At 29.8% G+C, this 17,849-nt stretch carries 19 protein-coding genes and 4 tRNA genes; 15 read left to right on the plus strand and 8 right to left on the minus strand.

Annotated features, from left to right (window positions below; genetic code table 11):
* The first annotated feature begins 89 nt into the window (after positions 1-89).
* The 4 genes from AJN58_RS00460 to AJN58_RS00475 are packed head-to-tail and all read left to right on the plus strand — an operon-like array spanning position 90 to position 4,753.
* Positions 90-2,213 carry a TonB-dependent receptor gene (locus AJN58_RS00460; RefSeq protein WP_070248922.1) on the plus strand — a complete coding sequence of 708 codons (2,124 nt, stop codon included), beginning with the start codon at positions 90-92 and terminating at the stop codon, positions 2,211-2,213.
* A complete protein-coding gene (locus AJN58_RS00465; RefSeq protein ID WP_070277969.1) occupies positions 2,188-3,174 on the plus strand; it encodes a FecCD family ABC transporter permease in 987 nt (328 codons plus the stop codon). The genes AJN58_RS00460 and AJN58_RS00465 overlap by 26 nt, the downstream gene beginning before the upstream one ends.
* Complete coding sequence (locus AJN58_RS00470) at positions 3,174-3,950, plus strand: ABC transporter ATP-binding protein (RefSeq protein WP_044794091.1); 777 nt, start codon at positions 3,174-3,176, stop codon at positions 3,948-3,950. The genes AJN58_RS00465 and AJN58_RS00470 overlap by 1 nt, the downstream gene beginning before the upstream one ends.
* Positions 3,947-4,753 carry an ABC transporter substrate-binding protein gene (locus AJN58_RS00475; RefSeq protein ID WP_002862258.1) on the plus strand — a complete coding sequence of 269 codons (807 nt, stop codon included), beginning with the start codon at positions 3,947-3,949 and terminating at the stop codon, positions 4,751-4,753. The genes AJN58_RS00470 and AJN58_RS00475 overlap by 4 nt, the downstream gene beginning before the upstream one ends.
* Here AJN58_RS00475 and AJN58_RS00480 read toward each other — a convergent pair.
* Complete coding sequence (locus AJN58_RS00480; RefSeq protein WP_002862259.1) at positions 4,750-5,607, minus strand: radical SAM/SPASM domain-containing protein; 858 nt, start codon at positions 5,605-5,607, stop codon at positions 4,750-4,752. The two genes, AJN58_RS00475 and AJN58_RS00480, sit on opposite strands and share 4 nt — an antisense overlap.
* A 165-nt stretch (positions 5,608-5,772) precedes the next feature.
* On the opposite strand from AJN58_RS00480, the gene AJN58_RS00485 reads away from it, so the two are divergent.
* A complete protein-coding gene (locus AJN58_RS00485; protein ID WP_002851199.1) occupies positions 5,773-7,032 on the plus strand; it encodes an MFS transporter in 1,260 nt (419 codons plus the stop codon).
* On the opposite strand, the gene mutY is transcribed toward AJN58_RS00485, so the two are convergent.
* Positions 7,018-8,037, minus strand: a complete 1,020-nt coding sequence (mutY, locus tag AJN58_RS00490; RefSeq protein ID WP_002868837.1) for an A/G-specific adenine glycosylase — start codon at positions 8,035-8,037, stop codon at positions 7,018-7,020. The genes AJN58_RS00485 and mutY overlap by 15 nt on opposite strands.
* A 72-nt stretch (positions 8,038-8,109) precedes the next feature.
* On the opposite strand from mutY, the gene AJN58_RS00495 reads away from it, so the two are divergent.
* From AJN58_RS00495 to AJN58_RS00525, 7 genes are all read left to right on the plus strand, one after another.
* Entirely contained in the window at positions 8,110-8,862 is a 753-nt protein-coding gene (locus AJN58_RS00495) for a hypothetical protein (RefSeq protein WP_070277971.1), read from the plus strand.
* A gap of 71 nt (positions 8,863-8,933) precedes the next feature.
* A tRNA-Gly gene (locus AJN58_RS00500) sits at positions 8,934-9,008 on the plus strand.
* Positions 9,009-9,017: 9 nt separating this feature from the next.
* Positions 9,018-9,106, plus strand: a tRNA-Leu gene (locus AJN58_RS00505).
* Positions 9,107-9,124: 18 nt separating this feature from the next.
* A tRNA-Cys gene (locus AJN58_RS00510) sits at positions 9,125-9,198 on the plus strand.
* 22 nt (positions 9,199-9,220) lie between these two features.
* A tRNA-Ser gene (locus AJN58_RS00515) sits at positions 9,221-9,308 on the plus strand.
* 202 nt (positions 9,309-9,510) lie between these two features.
* Complete coding sequence (gene ribD / locus AJN58_RS00520; protein ID WP_074470060.1) at positions 9,511-10,521, plus strand: bifunctional diaminohydroxyphosphoribosylaminopyrimidine deaminase/5-amino-6-(5-phosphoribosylamino)uracil reductase RibD; 1,011 nt, start codon at positions 9,511-9,513, stop codon at positions 10,519-10,521.
* Complete coding sequence (locus tag AJN58_RS00525) at positions 10,502-11,023, plus strand: hypothetical protein (protein ID WP_002862267.1); 522 nt, start codon at positions 10,502-10,504, stop codon at positions 11,021-11,023. The genes ribD and AJN58_RS00525 overlap by 20 nt, the downstream gene beginning before the upstream one ends.
* Positions 11,024-11,030: 7 nt before the next feature.
* Here AJN58_RS00525 and AJN58_RS00530 read toward each other — a convergent pair whose 3' ends face one another.
* The 4 genes from AJN58_RS00530 to AJN58_RS00545 form a co-directional block, all read right to left on the minus strand.
* Positions 11,031-12,395, minus strand: coding sequence for an L-serine ammonia-lyase (locus AJN58_RS00530; RefSeq protein WP_002855898.1), 1,365 nt, complete (start codon positions 12,393-12,395; stop codon positions 11,031-11,033).
* Between the two features lie 14 nt (positions 12,396-12,409).
* Positions 12,410-13,660 (minus strand): aromatic amino acid transport family protein, encoded by a 1,251-nt coding sequence (locus AJN58_RS00535; RefSeq protein ID WP_002862268.1) that lies wholly within the window; start codon positions 13,658-13,660, stop codon positions 12,410-12,412.
* A 260-nt stretch (positions 13,661-13,920) separates the two neighbouring features.
* The gene (locus tag AJN58_RS00540; protein ID WP_002856602.1) at positions 13,921-14,337 is read right to left on the minus strand and encodes a PepSY-like domain-containing protein; all 417 of its coding nucleotides are present in this window, start codon (positions 14,335-14,337) and stop codon (positions 13,921-13,923) included.
* A 64-nt stretch (positions 14,338-14,401) separates the two neighbouring features.
* A complete protein-coding gene (locus AJN58_RS00545; protein ID WP_070291904.1) occupies positions 14,402-15,145 on the minus strand; it encodes a DUF4261 domain-containing protein in 744 nt (247 codons plus the stop codon).
* 158 nt (positions 15,146-15,303) lie between these two features.
* Here AJN58_RS00545 and exbB point away from each other — a divergent pair, with 158 nt between their 5' ends.
* Genes exbB through AJN58_RS00560 form a run of 3 tightly spaced genes read left to right on the plus strand, consistent with a single transcriptional unit; the run spans position 15,304 to position 16,791 of the window.
* Positions 15,304-15,729, plus strand: coding sequence for a TonB-system energizer ExbB (gene exbB, locus AJN58_RS00550; protein ID WP_002862270.1), 426 nt, complete (start codon positions 15,304-15,306; stop codon positions 15,727-15,729).
* On the plus strand, positions 15,722-16,111 hold the full coding sequence (gene exbD / locus AJN58_RS00555) for a TonB system transport protein ExbD (protein WP_002851470.1): 390 nt from the start codon (positions 15,722-15,724) through the stop codon (positions 16,109-16,111). The genes exbB and exbD overlap by 8 nt, the downstream gene beginning before the upstream one ends.
* The gene (locus AJN58_RS00560; protein WP_002862271.1) at positions 16,108-16,791 is read left to right on the plus strand and encodes an energy transducer TonB; all 684 of its coding nucleotides are present in this window, start codon (positions 16,108-16,110) and stop codon (positions 16,789-16,791) included. Before exbD ends, AJN58_RS00560 begins: the two co-directional genes overlap by 4 nt.
* Positions 16,792-16,803: 12 nt before the next feature.
* Here the strand turns inward: AJN58_RS00560 and AJN58_RS00565 are convergent, their stop codons facing one another.
* Complete coding sequence (locus AJN58_RS00565) at positions 16,804-17,673, minus strand: hypothetical protein (protein ID WP_070233516.1); 870 nt, start codon at positions 17,671-17,673, stop codon at positions 16,804-16,806.
* A gap of 3 nt (positions 17,674-17,676) precedes the next feature.
* On the minus strand, positions 17,677-17,838 hold the full coding sequence (locus AJN58_RS00570) for a hypothetical protein (RefSeq protein WP_002778908.1): 162 nt from the start codon (positions 17,836-17,838) through the stop codon (positions 17,677-17,679).
* Between the last annotated feature and the right edge of the window lie 11 nt (positions 17,839-17,849).

Raw genomic sequence — 17,849 nt, forward strand, 5'->3', positions numbered from 1 at the left:
TATACTAAATTAAGTTAATAATGGATAAATTTAGTTCTAAATTATTATGATATAAATTATCATTATTTATTTTATTTAAGGAGTAAAATTTGCATCCAAATAAAAAAGCTTTTAAGTTATCTTTATTTGCATTATTGCTAATAACTAATTTAAATGCACAAGAGTCAAATGAAGCTATTAAATTACAAAAAGTTGTTGTTAGTGCAACAGGTTTTGAGCAAGATGCAGACTCAAATTTACGCAATGTAATCAGCATAGAAGGCAAAGATCTGCAAAATAAAGGTTATGTTTCCTTAGAACAAGCCTTAGAAAGAATTTCAGGCATTAGTTTTGTAAATTTTGGACTTGGACGCAATATAGATATGCGTGGACAAGGAGATAAATCCAATATAGCTGTAAAAGTTATGATCGATGGGCGTGCTATTAATATTCTTGATAATTCCCATGGTGTAACCCCGCTAGATAGTATCAATTTAGATAATGTAGAACGCATAGAAATCATACCTGGAGGTGGGTCTGTGCTTTATGGAAGTGGTACTAGAGGGGGTGTGATTAATATCATTACAAAAAAACAAAAATCAGATGCTTTTGCTATAAATTTAAAAAGCAGTGCTTATGATCATGGTGGAATAGGTGGAAATTTAGGTATCAATGGCGCCAAACAAATAAATGAAAATTTAGCTTTTAGCTTTGATATACAAAGTTTTAATCTTGATGGATATCAAGAAGGTTATAATGAAAAAGGTTATTTTATCAACACAAAAACCTATATTGATATCAATGATAATAGCGATTTAACTTTGGGGTATAATTATTTTAAAAGCAAAAATACCAGCAGTGGCTATCTAACAAAAGCACAAGCTCAAAGCGATCCAACTCAAAAAGGCAATAGTGACAATATCACACAAATCAATCGCCCTGAAATTTCTTTGGATTATCATTACTATTTTGATGATATATGGGAATTTAACCTAGAAGCTTTTTGGCAAAATCAAAAGATCAACTATCTAAAAGATGTTTCTGAAATGAGCTCTATGGGGCTAAGCGTCCCTGTATATCAAAATGGAAGTGGTTTTGAAGACACGCTTACAGGGATAAGTTTAAAAAACAAACTAAATTATGCAAATAATTCTTATTTTATTTTTGGTTATGAATTTGCAAACCATGATGCAAAAAGAACAAGCATTATTCATTATGATGTAAATGCCGGCAAATTTCAAATGAGTCACACCATGACAACGCTTATGGATATGGATAAACAAAGCCATTCTATTTTCGCTCTTGATTCTCATGAATTTAACGATATTTTTAGTATTTCAGGTGGAGCAAGATATGAATATAGTCTTTATGACACAAATAGAAATTACACTAGCAATATGGTTATATCAAACATTCCTAAACCAAGCACTCCAGAACTTTTTTCAACCGATGATACAAGTCATAACTTCGCCTTTGAAATCACTCCAAATTTTAAATACTCAGACACAGGAAAGCTTTATATCAAATACGAAAGAGGTTTTGTCTCTCCAAGTCCAGCACAATTTGTCAATAAGGATAAAATTTCACAAAAGTATTATTCTGCAAATTTAAATCCTGAGATCTTTGATACCTTTGAACTAGGAATTGATGATTTTTGGTGGGATTTTTACGGCTTTAATCTAACTTTATTTTACACCCTAAGCAAAGATGAAATTTCTTATCTTGGAAACCCTCATGCCACAGGTGGAGGATTTTGGCAATATTATAATATAGATCAAACTCGCCGTTTAGGAGTAGAATTAAGTCTGAGTCAAAATTTTTTAGATGATGATTTAATCTTTAGAGAAAGTCTAACTTATCTTGATGCTAAAATTTCTAAAGGTGTTAATGACGGCATGAGAATTCCTTATGTTTCAAAAATCAAAGCCACAGCTGGGCTCGAATACGCTTGGAATAAAAATTTCTCAAATTTTATTGATTTAACCTATTTTTCTAGAGCAAAAGATGGTGGAACTATAGATGAAAATACAGGAAAAATGTCTAAAAATTCTTGGATAAGGGATTATTTTTTAACAGATATTGGTATGAAATATAATTATAAAAAATTACAAATTTTAGCAGGAATTCGCAATCTTTTCGATAAAAGATACTACACATACCAAGACAGTATAAATGATCAATACCTAGTTGGGAATGGCAGAAACTACTATGTTGAATTTAAATACGCATTCTAAAATTTTAGTGATTATAGGGCTTTTGGTAGCTTATATAATCGCTTCTTTTACAGCACTTTGCTTAGGAGATAAGAATTTAAACCCAAAAGAACTTTTTTCATATATCTTTAGCCAAGATGAAATTTTAAGACAAATCATCATAGATGGACGCTTGCCACGCATTATAATGGCGATTTTAATCGGTATGCTTTTAGCTAGTAGTGGGGCTATCACTCAAAATGTATTTTCAAATCCTATAGCCGATCCTTATATCATAGGTATAGCTTCTGCGGCAACCTTTGGTGCGGTTTTGGCGTATTTGTTAAAATTGAATGATTATTATTATGGAATTTTAGGTTTTGTTTGCTCTGCCTTTTTTGCTCTAGGGGTTTTTAAAATTTCTTCTAAAGCTTCTATAGCAACTTTACTCATTATCGGCATAGCAGCTTCATCTTTTTTAGGGGCTTTTACTTCTTTTTTCACTTATCTTATAGGCGAGGATTCTTTTAAAATAGTCGCTTGGCTTATGGGAAATATAGGCAATGCTTCTTGGTTTCGTGTGGGAATTTTAATCTTGCCTTTAATTTTTTGTTTGTTTTATTTTTACGCTCATAAAAACGAATTAAACATACTTTTAAGCGGAGATGATGAAGCTAGAAATCTAGGGGTAAATGCTCAAAAATTAAAAATAAATTTACTCATTGTCTCATCCTTAGCTGTATCTTTTGCGGTTGCTTTTAGCGGACTTATAGGCTTTGTTGGACTCATCATTCCTCATACTATAAGACTTTTGCTTAAAAATTATAATAATGCCTTAGTTATCCCTTTATGTACAGCATTTGGAGGATTATTTTTACTTATTTGTGATACTTTAGCAAGAACTCTTTTAGCTCCTGTGCAAATTCCGATTGGAATTTTAACTGCATTTTTTGGAGCTCCTATTTTTTTATACTTAGCTTTAAGCGCTAGGAGATTTTTATAATGCTAAAAATACATAATTTAAGCTTTGCTTATCACCAAAAAGATTTACTAAAAAATATTCATTTAGAACTTAAAAACCAAGCTTTTATAGGAATTTTAGGGCCAAATGGCTCAGGCAAAAGCACTCTTTTAAAACTTATACTTAAAAATTTAAGTCCAAATAAAGGAGTGATAAGTCTTTTTAACACAAATATCAAGGATTTTTCTCTTAAAGAATTTGCCAAAATTTGTGGCTTTGTGCCTCAAAAATCAGAATTAAACACCCCTTTAAAAGTCATCGATGTGCTTTTAATGAGTAAATATGCGAATTTAAAACACGCTTTTAGTTCTTATTCTAAAGAAGATATTTTAGAAATTAAAGAATTTGCTAAGGATTTAAGACTTGAAAATTTTCTAGAAAGAAGCATACTTTCTTTAAGCGGAGGTGAATTTCAAAGAATGCTTTTAGCAAGAGCTTTGCTTAAAAAACCAAAAATTCTTTTTTTAGATGAACCCACTTCAGCCCTTGATTTAAACTATGCTATAGAGCTTTTAAACCTTTGCGAAAAACTAATTAAAGAAAAAAATATAGCCGTTGTTGCTATCTTGCATGATTTAAATTTAGCTTCTATATTCTGCGATAAAATCCTTTTTTTAAAAGAAGGGGAGATAAAGTATTTTGGAACGAGCAAAGAGCTTTTTACTCAAGAAATTTTAAAAGAAATTTATGATTTAAACTGCGAGATTATTTATAAAAATTCTAAACCTTATATTTTAGCTTTAAAGGAGAAAAAATGAAAAAAATTTTAATTATTATGAGTTTGTTTTTAATCGCACTAAATGCAAAAGAACGCCTTGTAGTGCTTGATCCTGCAAGCATAGAAACCCTTTTTATGCTTAAGGCTGAAGATCAAATCGTAGGCATTGCCACTTTACAACACTCAAATATCTATCCTAAAGATCAAACCTCAAAACTTACAAGCGTAGGCACTTTTTCAAATCCTTCACTTGAAAAAATAGTAGCACTAAAACCAAGTTTGGTGATTTTAAGCTCTTATTCTTTAAATTTAGAAGAAGGACTTAAAAATTTTGGTATCAAAAGTATCAATTTAAAAGCCGAGCGTTTAGAAGATATAACAAAAAATATCACAACCTTAGGCCAAATCACCAAGAAAGAAAAAGAAGCAGAGCTTTTAAAACAAGAATTTACCCAAAATTTAAAAAAAATAAGCGATAAACCCCTAAATAAAAGTGCGATTTATCTTTATTCTAGCAACCCTTTAATGGCCTTTAATGATAATTCTTTAATAGCTGATATTTTAAGACTTATAGGGATTAAAAATTTAAGTCCGCAAAGTCAAATTTCAAGACCTGTTATATCAGCAGAATACATACTTAAACAAAATCCAGATATACTCATTCTTGGAATGGATGCCAAAAATAATCTTTTAGATACAAATGCTTTATTGAAAAATACCAAAGCAGTTAAAACAGGAAGTATTTATTTTAACAAAGATACACATATATTATTACGCCTTAGTCCTAAGATAATAGATAGAATTCAAGAATTTAAAACAAAGCTAGAAAATAACAATTTTTAATCACCCAATCTTGCTTTAAAAAATTCGCAAGTTTGACAAAGTTTTTCTATGCGTTTATCTTCTTCAAAAGCTTTTTTCATCATCTTTATACGCGGTGATTTAAAAAGCTTATCAAAGTTATTTTCAAAAACATTTCCTAAGTTAATATCTGCTTTAGTATCCAAACAGCAAGGCACTAAACTTCCATCACTTAAAATCCCAATTTGCTCTTTTAAAGCATGGCATTTTCCTTTTTTATAAAGGGGTTTATCTTTTAAATTTGGCCATTTAAAAAGTTTATTTTGATGAAGCAAAATATGTCTTTGCAAGCGATTTTTACTTAAGCTTGCATTGATCTTGGCTTCAAATTCTTTGGCTAAAAACTCATAAATTTTTAAATTTGACTTAGGTGCTTTAAAATTAGCATCTAAATTCCAAAGTCTTAGATTGATAAAAGAAAGGCTTTTTTGCTCTAAATGCTTTTTGCAAAGTTCTAAAATAGGCTTAAAATACTGTTCTAAAGAAATTTTGCTTTGACTTAAAAAAGACATTAAAGAAATATTGATTTGATGGATATTCTCATACCCTAACAATAAAGCTTGATTTTTAGAATTTAGATAAAAGCCACTTGTAGTGATTTCAAGTTTCATAGCTTCACCTTTTGCGATTTTTAGATAATTTTCCAAATTAGGTAAAAGCAAAGGATCACCCAAAAGATGAAAGGTAAAAAGCTCAGCTTTATTAGAAATTTCATAAGCTAAGTTTTGAAATTTTTCTTCACTCATTACCCCGCGAATTCCTTTTTGAGAAGGACAAAAATCACATTTTAAACCACAAATATCGCTTAATTCTATATATATTTTTTTAAATTTCATTATATTTCCTAGAGTAAACATTTTACCAAAATTTATGAAATTTATTAAAATATGTAACATTTTTATCGATATTTTTATCTTTTTTATTTCTCTTCTTTATTTTTAAATATATTAAACAAAAATCACACTATACTTAAATAAAAATCTAAAATTAAGGAAGGGTTTATGCAAGAGCTTACTCGCACGAAAAAAATTCGCTCTATTATTGCTGCAAGTAGCGGAAATTTAGTAGAGTGGTTTGATTTTTATATCTATGCTTTTACAGCAACTTATTTTGCTCATACTTTTTCAACTTCAGATAATCCTGTTATCCAGCAAATCAATGCCTTTGGGGTTTTTGCAGCAGGATTTTTTATGCGTCCTATAGGCTCTTGGCTTTTTGGCTCTTTAGCTGATAAAGTAGGTCGTAAAAAATCTATGGTTATATCAGTGGTTTTAATGGCTTTAGGCTCTTTTATGATAGCAGCCTTACCAAGCAAAGATACAGTGGGCGATCTTGCTATTATCTTGCTTTTAATAGCAAGACTTATTCAAGGTCTTAGTGTAGGCGGGGAGTATGGCATAGCAGCTACTTATCTTTCAGAACTTGCTACGGAAGGAAAACGCGGTTTTTACTCATCTTTTCAGTATGTAACCCTAATAGGTGGTCAACTTTTGGCCGTTGCAAGCATTAGTATAATGTTTTTATTTTTTAGCATTGATGATATGAAAGATTATGCTTGGAGAATACTTTTTGTAATAGGCGGAATTTTAGCACTAGGCTCGCTTTTTGTAAGAAAAATGATGAATGAAAGTGCTACAAAACTTCACCAGCATGAAGATCGTGGTACTTTAAAGGCATTATGCAAATCTTGGAAACCTTTTTTAATGGTACTTGGAGTTACCTCTGGAGGTTCTTTAGCTTTTTACACCATTACAACTTATACTAAAACTTTTATGGAAAATACGGGTATGGATAAAATGCTTGTTAATAATCTTTTCTTAGGTGCTTTATTTATACTAATGATCATTCAACCTCTTTTTGGATATATAGGAGATAAAATAGGTCACAAACGATCTTTAATTGTATTTTGTATTTTGGCATTGGTAGGAATTTATCCTATTTTTTCACTTATAGCCAATAACGCACAAAATAATCCTTCTTTGACATTTATGTTGGTGGTATTATTGTTTGTTATTTTAAGTTTTTATACTTCAGTTGCTGGGATTTTTAAAGCAAAACTTTTTCCTGAACATGTAAGAGCTTTAGGGACAGGTTTGGGTTATGCTATTTCAAATGCTGTTTTTGGAGGATCTGCTCCTTGGGTTGCTTTACAATTTAAAAATGCAGGTATAGAAAATGGCTTTTTTATATATATAGCTATTTTTACAATCATCATGCTTATAGCTACTTTATGTTTGCCTAAAAAATCAGAGCTTAATTAATTTTAACGCTTTTAAAGAAAGTGCCGAAAGTGCGGTACTTTCTAACTCTTTTAAGGTTTTAAATTCATAATTTTTATTTTCATTGTTTAAAATTTGATGATAAACCTTGATATTAAGTTTATACTTAGTATAGCTGTGCTTAAACTCCCCTACAAAACCCATATCTTTAGAAAGTTTATACTCTCCTTCTTTAAAAAAAGGAAAATTATACATACCCTTATAAAGCTTATCTTGGCTTTGCCCTATGGCAAATTTTTTATTAAATTCAAACAAAAAAAGATTTAAATTTACACTCTCATAAAGTATTTTTTTAGCTCTTGGATAAAGCTCTGTATGAAATTTGCCTTGGCAAAAATCATACAAAGGACAAATCCCACACTTTGCATTTTTACTCACACAAACCAAAGCCCCTATATCAAGCAAGGCTTGGTTATGATCAAAAGCATGATTTAAATTTAAAAGCTCTTTAGCTCTTTTTTCAAGTTCTTTCATGCTAGGATTTTCTAAAGCAAAAAGACGAGAAAGCACACGGCGTATATTACCATCAACAAAAGAAACCTTTTGATCATAACCAAAACAAGCTATAGCACCTGCTGTATAAGCTCCTATACCGCTTAATTTTTTTAGATCCTCAACTTCTTTGGGTAATTTAGCTTCAAACTTATCCACACATTCTAAAGCTGCCTTTTTTAAATTTCTAGCACGAGTGTAATAACCAAGTCCTTGCCAAGCCTTTAAAAGCTCATCTTCATTAGCATTAGCCAAACTTTCTAAAGTAGGAAATTTTTGCAAAAAGGGGAAATAAAACCTTTCCAAAACTGATTTAACTTGAGTTTGCTGAAGCATAATTTCGCTGATATAAACTCCATAAGCTCTATCAATATGCTTTAAACTTTCATCACAATTTTGACTTTGTAAATTACGCCAAGGTAAAGTTTTGCGTCCATTTTTTTCATACCAAAGAAGTAAATTTTCTTGTAGTTTTTCAAGCTCTTTTTTTTGCATAAATGAGAGTATAACAAAAAATTTTAAAATTTTTTGCTAAAATTAGCTCAAATTAAATTATTAAGGATATCCATGTTAGCTTTTTTTAAAGGTTTAGGTATAGGTTTTTTATGTTTATTACTTTTTGTTGCAGGAGTAGTTTTTAATGTAGAATTTTTAGGCAAAAAAGACTCTAATCATGATTTATATTTTTCAAGAAATATAGAAGTAAGCAATACACTAAAACCCGATATTTTATATGCAAATATTAATTTTTGGGCAAATGAAAATTTAAGCTCAAAAATCACATTAGACGATAGTGAAAAAGCCGAAATCACAAATACTTTCAATCAAATTTTAGAACGCTCAAAAAAAGAAAATTTTTGTAGCGGAGGAAGTTTTTCTTTAGAACCTAATTTTTCCTATAAAGATGGTATACAAACTCCAAAAGGTCAAAGATTTGATGCGAATTTAGAATGTGAATTTAAAGAAAACCAACTTGCAGATTTTAACAAGCTTTTAAATGACATCAATTCTATCATAGCTAAAAATAATTTCATCAGCGTTTCAACACCAGCCATACAAACAAAATTTTCAAAAGATACACTAAACAACAACAAAGAAAATCTCTACAAAGAGCTTTTAAAAACATCATACGAATATGAAAAAACTTACTCTTTAGATCTTAATAAAACTTGTGTATTGAAAAATTTACAAGTAAATGCCAATGCCAATATCGCACCTAGAATGCTAAATGCAAAATCTGATAATATAGAACTTTCATCTCCAATTATCGGCGAAAAAGAACAAATTTTAAGTGCAAAAGCTTTATTTATTTGCAAATAACTTAAGGCAAAATAAACTCCTTTTAAGTTTATTTTGCTATACTTTTATCTTCAATTCTTTCAGAAATTTATGCGGGAATAGCTCAGGGGTAGAGCACAACCTTGCCAAGGTTGGGGTCGCGAGTTCGAATCTCGTTTCCCGCTCCATAATCACCCGCCCGGGTGGTGGAATTGGTAGACACAAGGGACTTAAAATCCCTCGGAATTTTTCTTCCGTGCCGGTTCAAGTCCGGCCTCGGGCACCACTTTTTCAACATTATCAGGGCGACATAGCCAAGCGGTAAGGCATGGGCCTGCAAAGCCTTGATCTCCGGTTCGAATCCGGATGTCGCCTCCAAAAAGGCAAAACTTTACTTTATCGGGAGATGGCTGAGTGGTCGAAAGCGGCGGTCTTGAAAACCGTTGAGGGTCACACCTCCAGGGGTTCGAATCCCTTTCTCCCGGCCACCAAAACTTTCTAGTTTATCAAGCTTATGTCATTCCTAAAATTATAAAGGATGCTACAGATGAAAAATAATTTCGGTCTTACTATTTTTGTTATATCCTAAAAAACTTAGAAAAACTATGGTTAATATAACTAAAAATAAGAAATACAAATGGAAAATTTAGAATTTATTATCTTAAAACAAAAATATAAAATTTTAAAAATATGTCAAATTTTAAAATACAAGGTAGCCAAATGAAAGAATTTTATATGAATTTAGCTTTAAATGAGGCTTGGAAATATCAGTTTTTAACCTATCCGAATCCGGCTGTAGGCTGTGTAATCTTAGATAAAAATGAAAAAATTTTAGCCATAAAAGCTCATGAAAAAGCTGGATTGGCTCATGCAGAACTTAATGCCATAGCTCATGCTTTTAAAAGTTTAAGACCTGAAATTTCATTGCCTAAAGAAGCAAACGCTTTACATGAGTTTATTTGCAAAAACCATCAAGGTGTATTTAAAGATAGTATAGCTTTTGTAACACTTGAACCTTGCTCTCATCAAGGAAAAACGCCTCCTTGCGCAAAACTCTTTAGCGAGCTAGGTTTTAAAAAAATTTTCATCAGCGTTAAAGATGAAAATAAAATCGCAAGTGGTGGGGCTGAATTTTTAAAAAAACAAGGCATAGAGGTTGAATTTGACATACTTAAAGAAGAAGGAAAAAAACTTTTAAAACCTTTTTTAAAATGGCAAAAAGGGCAATTTAAACTTTTTAAATTAGCCCTTTCTATGAATGGCTCGCCTCTTGGCAAAATCGTAAGCAATGATCTAAGTCGCACTTATACACATAAAATTAGAGCGGTGATTGATTTGCTTGTAGTCGGTGGAGAAACCATAAGAAAAGATCACCCTATACTAGATGCTAGGCTTTGCAAAGCAAAAGCGCCTAATCTTTGTATCTTAAGCCGTCAAAATATAGATAATTTTGATAAAAATATCCCTTTATTTAAAGTTCCAAACCGCCAAATTTATACCCAAATTCCAAGTGAAGCTAAATTTTTAATGTATGAGGGTGGAGAAAATTTTCTCAAAATCTTTAAAGATGAAATAGATATGTTTTTGATTTTCCAAAGTTCAAGTTTAAATGATGAAAAAAATGTTACAATACCTTTAAATTTCAAGCCACTTTATAGGAATTTTTTAGGGAGCGATACTTATGGCATTTATGAACTTTAGTGGATTTTTTTATGCGAGAAATGATTTAAGATTATTTAAAATAGAAAAGAAAAATGAATTAAAATCCTTTTTTTACAAAGACTACACCTTATCAAGCTATAAAGATGCTTTAAATTTAAACAATGAAATCTTTTTTTATCAAAGTTTAAAAGAAGGCTTATTTAAAGAAAATGATGAAATTTTAGTTTCAAATTTGGGTAAAAAGATCATACTTTTTAGAAATTTCACTCAAAATTGCGATAATTTTAATGAAGCAAAATTAAAACAAATATTGCTTTTATTTTTTTTATTATTAGCGAGTGTATTTTTTGCAAGTTTGGCTATGATTAATGAATTTGGAGCCATAGATCTTGTTTTTTTAATGATTTGCTTATTGCTTTTAGTGATGGGAGTAATTAATCTTGGCTTGCTTTTTAAGCAAATTCGTATTCTTAAAAGTTTTTCCAAAGAAGAAATGAAAGAATTTTTAAGTCAAAGAATGAAAAAATACACTAAAGTGTAAAAACACTTTAGCATACTGTTTTTAAATTTGTAGCAAGACCACCTAAAGAAGTTTCTTTGTATTTATAATTCATATCTTTTCCTGTTTCATACATGGTTTCTATAACCTCATCAAGGCTTACCATAGGAGTAGATTTACGTGTCATTGCCATTCTAGCAGCACTTATAGCCTTAATAGCTCCAAAGGCATTTCTTTCTATGCAAGGAATTTGCACAAGCCCTGCAACTGGATCGCAAGTTAAACCTAGATGATGTTCCATTGCCATTTCAGCAGCGTTGCATGCTTTAAAAGCATTAGCCCCTAAAACTGTTGCCATAGCCGCAGCTGCCATCGAACTAGCACTACCAATTTCTGCTTGACAGCCTGCTTCTGCTCCGCTAATACTTGCATTTTTCTTATAAAAAGAACCTATAAGCATTGCTGTTAATAAAAACTCTATAGCCTTTTCATCGCTAAAACCTATAGTATGATTTTTAAGATAAAGCATAACAGCAGGGATAACAGCACATGCTCCATTTGTTGGCGCGGTTACAACTTTTGCTCCGCTAGCATTTTCTTCAGCAATCGCAATAGCATATAAAGAAATAAAATCTATAATGCCCATAGGATCAGCTGTCATCGCCACTCTTTCTTTAAGTCCTTTGGCTCTACGCTTTAAATGAAGTTTTCCAGGCAAATAATCTTCATTTGGATGCGTACCATTATAATACACTTCTTGCATTACTTCCCAAATTTCAAGACAATAAGCACGAATTTCCTCTTTAGTGTGAAATTGCAATTCATAACGATAAGAAAGCTCTGCTAAATCCCAATCTCTTTTATCGCAAAGCTCTAAAGCTTCTTTTGCATTGTTAAGCTCTATATCTAGTTTTTTCTTTTTATTTTGGTTGGAATTTTTACCTTTTTTTTCTAATTGTGCAGCTGTTAAAACAAAGCCTCCACCTACAGAATAATAAGTTTCTTCATCAACTAACCCACCTTTACAATCATAAGCTTTAATCTTCATACCATTCTCATGTAAAGGTAAAAAATCTTTGGAAAATATCAAATCTTTTTCATAATTAAAACAAAGTTTTTTCTCACCACAAAAATCAATTTGAGCATTTTCAATAGCATTTTTATTTACTTCATCTTGTATTGCTGCGCTTAAATTTTTAGCTTCTAGGCCATTTAACCCCCAAATTACAGCCTTATCACTCAAGTGTCCTTTACCTGTTAATGACAAAGAACCATAAAGAGTAACCTCAACTCTATCAATTTCATCAAGCTTTTTAGCAACTTTTTTACAAAATAAATTTCCGGCAAGCATAGGCCCTAAAGTATGAGAAGAAGAAGGACCGACACCTATTTTAAAAATGCTTAAATTACTCATTTTTTATCCTTAATTTATAAAAGATTGTGAATTGCAGCAGAAATTGCAACTATTCCCATTACCAAAATAAAAAGATCTAAAAATTTATTACGAAATCTTGCCAAAATATCAAAACGATAAATACAATAAAGCGGCATCAAGAAAAGCAAAATAGCCAAAACAGGACCACCAATAGCCTCAATAATTCCTATAACACTTGGATTTTTATACGCAACAAGCCAAGCGATAACAAAGGTAATGATCGCTGTTAAAGTTTGAGCGAATTTACCTTGAATTTTACCATTACTTGCTTTATATAAAATACCGTTTAAGCCTTCTTGAGAACCAAGATAATGTCCTAAGAAACTTTTACTAATGGCCACAAGTGCAACAATAGGCCCAACATAAGTCAGCAAAGAAACTTCAGGAAATTTATTTGCTATAAAGGTAAGAATATTGATATTTTGATCTTTTGCTGATGCAAAATCTTCTGGTGTAAAAGTTAAAGCGCAAGAAAAAACAAAAAACATTACAACAAAAACCATAAGAATAATTGCCAAAGAAATAATTTTTCTAGCGCGAGGTTCAGCATAATCACCATATTCTTTTTTACAATAACAAGCAAGTGAAGAAATAATAGGAGAGTGATTAAAACTAAATACCATCACAGGAATAACAAGCCATAAAGTAACCCAAAAATTACTTGTTGAAATTACGGAAAAATCAACATTTGTAAATAATGATGAATTCCATTGTGGAATTAAAAGCAATGAAAAAATAAATAAAAATATAATAAAAGGAAAAACAAGAAAACTCATTGCTTTTGTTACAACATTTTCACCAAGAATAGAAATCAAAACCAAAACTCCAACAATCAAAAAACTCACCCACCAACGAGCAGCATGAGTAAGATCTGCATTGAAATTAAACTGATTGATTAAGAACTCAAGCAAAGTTGTTGTAAGATTAGCACTATAAACCAATAAAATAGGTAAAATAGCAAAAAAATACAAAAGTGTAATTAAAAATCCACCGCCCTTGCCAAAATAACTTTCTGCAACAAAAGTAATATCATCTTTTGGATTAGAACTTGAAAGCACAAAGCGACATAAATTTCTATGAGCTAAGTAAGTCATAGGAAAAGCTAAAACAAGTATAACTAACAAAGGTATCAATCCACCAAGCCCAGCACTAATAGGTAACAAAAGTACACCGGCTCCAATAGCTGTTCCAAAAAGAGATAAAACCCACCTTGTATCGTGACTAGTCCATTTAGGAGTATTCATTATTCTTCCTTAAATTTAAGATTACATCTCTTTTATTTTAGCAAAATATTTATAAATAATTATTTTTTAAAAAAAATATTTTAAATCTTATGTAACATTTTGTAAATTTAATTTTATAAAAAAACAATCACTTGTATCAATAAAGTATTATTTTAAAACTAAATATATTTTGGGTTTTGCAATCAAAAAAGAAAAAATTTGGAAGACTATGCTTCCAAATTTTTGCATCAAATTTTCTAAGGGAGTTAAATTTTCAAAAATTAATCTAATTTTTGACCTAGGACATTTCCTTGCATATCCGTATAAACTTTCATGTTATTATTAAACTTAAATTTATAACCATTAATTTCTTTATCTATTTCAAGAATTTGAGCATTTGGTTGAGTTGCGCTTACTTTTTTCATAACACTAGGTAAAATAGTATGTGGTAAAGCCTTATATTTTCCATCAACTTCTTTCCAATCTCCATTGATCATAAAATCAATTTCAGTTCCATCATTTAAAATTACATCATAAGAATCTATATCTTTTTTCACCAAACCAATTTGAGCGGTTTTAAAATTTTTAGAAATAAATTCTTTGGCATTATTTGGAAGTTCGCTAGCAGGAACAACCATATCTTTAGCTAAAAGCACTGTAGCACCCAACAAAGCAAGTAAAGTTAATTTTGCTTTCATAGTTTCTCCTTTTTTGTCTTGGTTGGCGAAAGTTTAACTCAAAACTGTGAAGTGAATGTGAAACTTAAAAAATAATTTTCAAGCTTTCGTTCTCAACACTTATACCTTGACTTTTTATAAATTTTATTTCTTTTCCATCTTCAAATTTTAAAATATCTTTATCTTTTAGATTAATATCATAAGTTAAAATATGTAAAACAATATCATAAATACAAAAGAAAAGTTCTTTTTTTTCTATGTTTAAATCACAAACTTCAAGTTCTAATTTATCAAAATTTCTAAGCCCATAAGTATAAGCATTAACTCCATTTTCACTAGGATAAACACTAACATATATCCAATTATATACCGGTAAGCGATTATCATCTAACATTTTTGCATTTTCTATATAAAAACTGGGCTCTAGAACAACTGCACCTGTATAAAAACCTAAAGCATGTTTATTATCCAAACATAAAGCTGCAATTTTCGTAAACATTTTAGCTTGTTCTAATTTGCTTTGATCTTGACTTAGCACCGCTATAAGAAGGTGAGCTTTATGTTTTTTAGTTTGCTCTAAGGCATCTTTCCATATAAAATTAAAATTTGCATAGTATTCTGCTTCGTGATTAGGTATAGGATTTTTAATCAAATTTAGAGTAACCAACATATTTTCATGTGAAAAAATCACTCCCTCTTTGGTAAAATTTTCATCAGCTATTTTTATATTAAATTTATCTTCTAAAATGCTTTTTAACTCCGAAAAATTAAAATCAACTTCATCAAGAAGAACAAAAGAGGTAAAATTGTGATTTAAATCTATAGTCATATTAAACCCTATTAAATTTTTATAAATTATAACCTAATAAAAATAAAAACTATAAACAAGAATTTCTTAAAAATTATGATAATTGATATTAATTATAAATTTATTTTTTATATAGTATAATCTTTTAAAATTTAGTAAGTATATTTTTGGAGAAAAATGTGGCATTTCTAAAAGATTACATCGATTTAATTATCTTTTTAATTCTAGGAATTATGGCATTTATAGCTTTTTGGTGTGTTGTAGAAAGAATGCTATTTTTTAGAAAAATTAACTTTAAAAATTATGAGAATCAAGAGCAATTTGATGATGCGATTAGTGAAAATTTAACCACTATATATATCATCTATTCCAATGCCCCTTATATAGGACTTTTAGGCACTGTAATAGGCATCATGGTTACATTTTACGAAATGGGCTTAACGGGCAATATAGATGTCAAATCTATAGTTGTGGGACTTTCTTTAGCTCTTAAAGCTACAGCCTTAGGACTTTTGGTTGCTATTCCTGCTTTAATGGCTTATAATACCTTACTTAGAAAAGTTTCCCTCTTAAGTAATGCTTATAAGGCAAATAAAAATGCTTAAACTACCAAAAAATGAAGGTTTAAATATAGTTCCATTTATAGACATTATGCTTGTTTTGCTTGCTATAGTACTTAGTATTTCAACCTTTATTGCGCATGGAAAAATTCAAATCTCACTTCCTTCAAGTGAAAATGCTACCAATATAAGCAATAATGAAAAAAAACTTCTTATAACCATAGACGAAAAAAATACTTTTTATTTAAATGATAAATTAGCTGATTTAAATGAAGTTCAAAATGCTATTTTTTCACTTGATAAAAAAACCATAGTAGAACTAAAAAGCGATAAAAATGCTAAATTTGAAAGCTTTGTAAAAATTATAGATTTTTTAAAAGCCAAAGAACATGAAAATTTTCAAATTCTTACTGAGAAAAACAAATGAAAACTTTATTTTTAAATCATAAATACCAAGCTTCTTATATAACTTTTATAGTCTTTATACCTTTGCTTTTTGTCATTTTTCACTCAAATGACTTTTTTAAAATGGAAATTAAAAATGAAGATTCTTTTTCTTTAGCAATAAAACAGTTTACCCAAACTAATCCAACAAATGAGACTAAACCAACAGAATCCATTATAGAACCTATCAAACCAAAACCTCAGCCAAAAGTTATTAAAAAAACTCCTGAAAAAATGCAAAAAAAGATAAAAAAAACACCTTCACATCCAATACCAAATAAAATCCCAATAGCACCAACTCAAGAAGTTAAAACTTTTACAAAAACAACTGATACAAATGTCAAACCTAAAATCACCCAATTAACACAAGGAAAAGATAATCACCCTGTATTAAAAGAAATCCAAAAAGCTATACAACAAGCACAATTTTATCCAAGGCAAGCAAAAAAAATGCGTATGCAAGGAACTGTAAAAGTAGAATTTTTATGGAAAGAAAATAAAACTTTAACAGATTTAAAAATCATAGAAAGCTCAGGATATGATTTGTTAGATAAAAGTGCTTTAGAAAGCATAAAAAAAGCTTCTTTAAATTTTCCACACTATAACGGGGATTTAAGAATTACACTACCTATTATATATGATTTTAAAATCTTAAGAGGGTAAAATTATAATTTGCTACACTCTCTTATCTACAATTTGTGTTTCTTGATTTTCAATTTTATTTTGAAAATCTTTACTTAAATTCTGACTTAATTCTTGCAAAGATTTTTGCTTCAGTTTTTCAAATTCTTCAGGATTGCTAGCCTCAAGCTTTGCCTGCTCATCAGCACTTAAAGCACTTAAACCTTTTTCTTGGGCTTTTTGAAGCAAATCTTCGTCTTCTTTTTCTTTGATATTATTTTCCTTGTCATCTTTTTTATTGATTTTTTGCGGATCTATGGTTTTCATAGCATTAGCTCCACCACCTGATGCTTCTTTAATGTCGCTTAAAATTTCTCTCATGCTAGGTTCTTTAACATCACTATCATCAACTTTACCATCTTTATTTACATCTTTATCAATAAAAAAATTTAATTTTTCTTCTATATTTGCATCATCAGATATTTTTTCATCGCTTGTTTTAAAGCCTAAATTTTGCATACTTTGTTGAAGGGTGCTTGTATTAAAATTTAATTTTACACTTTGTTGTTTATTATTTAAATTTGAATTTAAAGAACCAAAATTATCTTTTACACTTTCAAACCAATTTGAAATAAATTGGTTTGCTTCGCCATTAAGCCTTATACTACCATCATTTCTAGCAACATAATTCGTATAAGAACTGAAATTTTTTTGTAAACTACTATAATTTTCATTGCTTAAATTTAAAGCTATAAGTTCACCTTGCTTATTTTCAAAAACAACCTTAACACCATCGTTATTTAAACTCGAAAGATCTTGCACGGGAATTTTATCTTGATCTTCTTTTTTTAATACGCTAAGCTCTTTTTTATCAACATTATTAGTTAAAGAATGGGTTAAACTAGCAGAAGTATCGATTTTCATTATTTATCCTTTTTTACATTTTGCAAATAAACCTAAACGACACATTTTTCTCTCATGTGAATTTTTTAAAGAATTACACTTTTTAAGTTCTTGCTCGTAGTTGGCACAAGAATTTGCAAAAGCAAAAGAACTCAAAATGCTTAAAACCAAAATTATTTTTAACACTTTCCAATCCT

The sequence above is a fragment of the Campylobacter sp. BCW_4321 genome (assembly GCF_001763075.1).
Classification (GTDB): domain Bacteria; phylum Campylobacterota; class Campylobacteria; order Campylobacterales; family Campylobacteraceae; genus Campylobacter_D; species Campylobacter_D jejuni.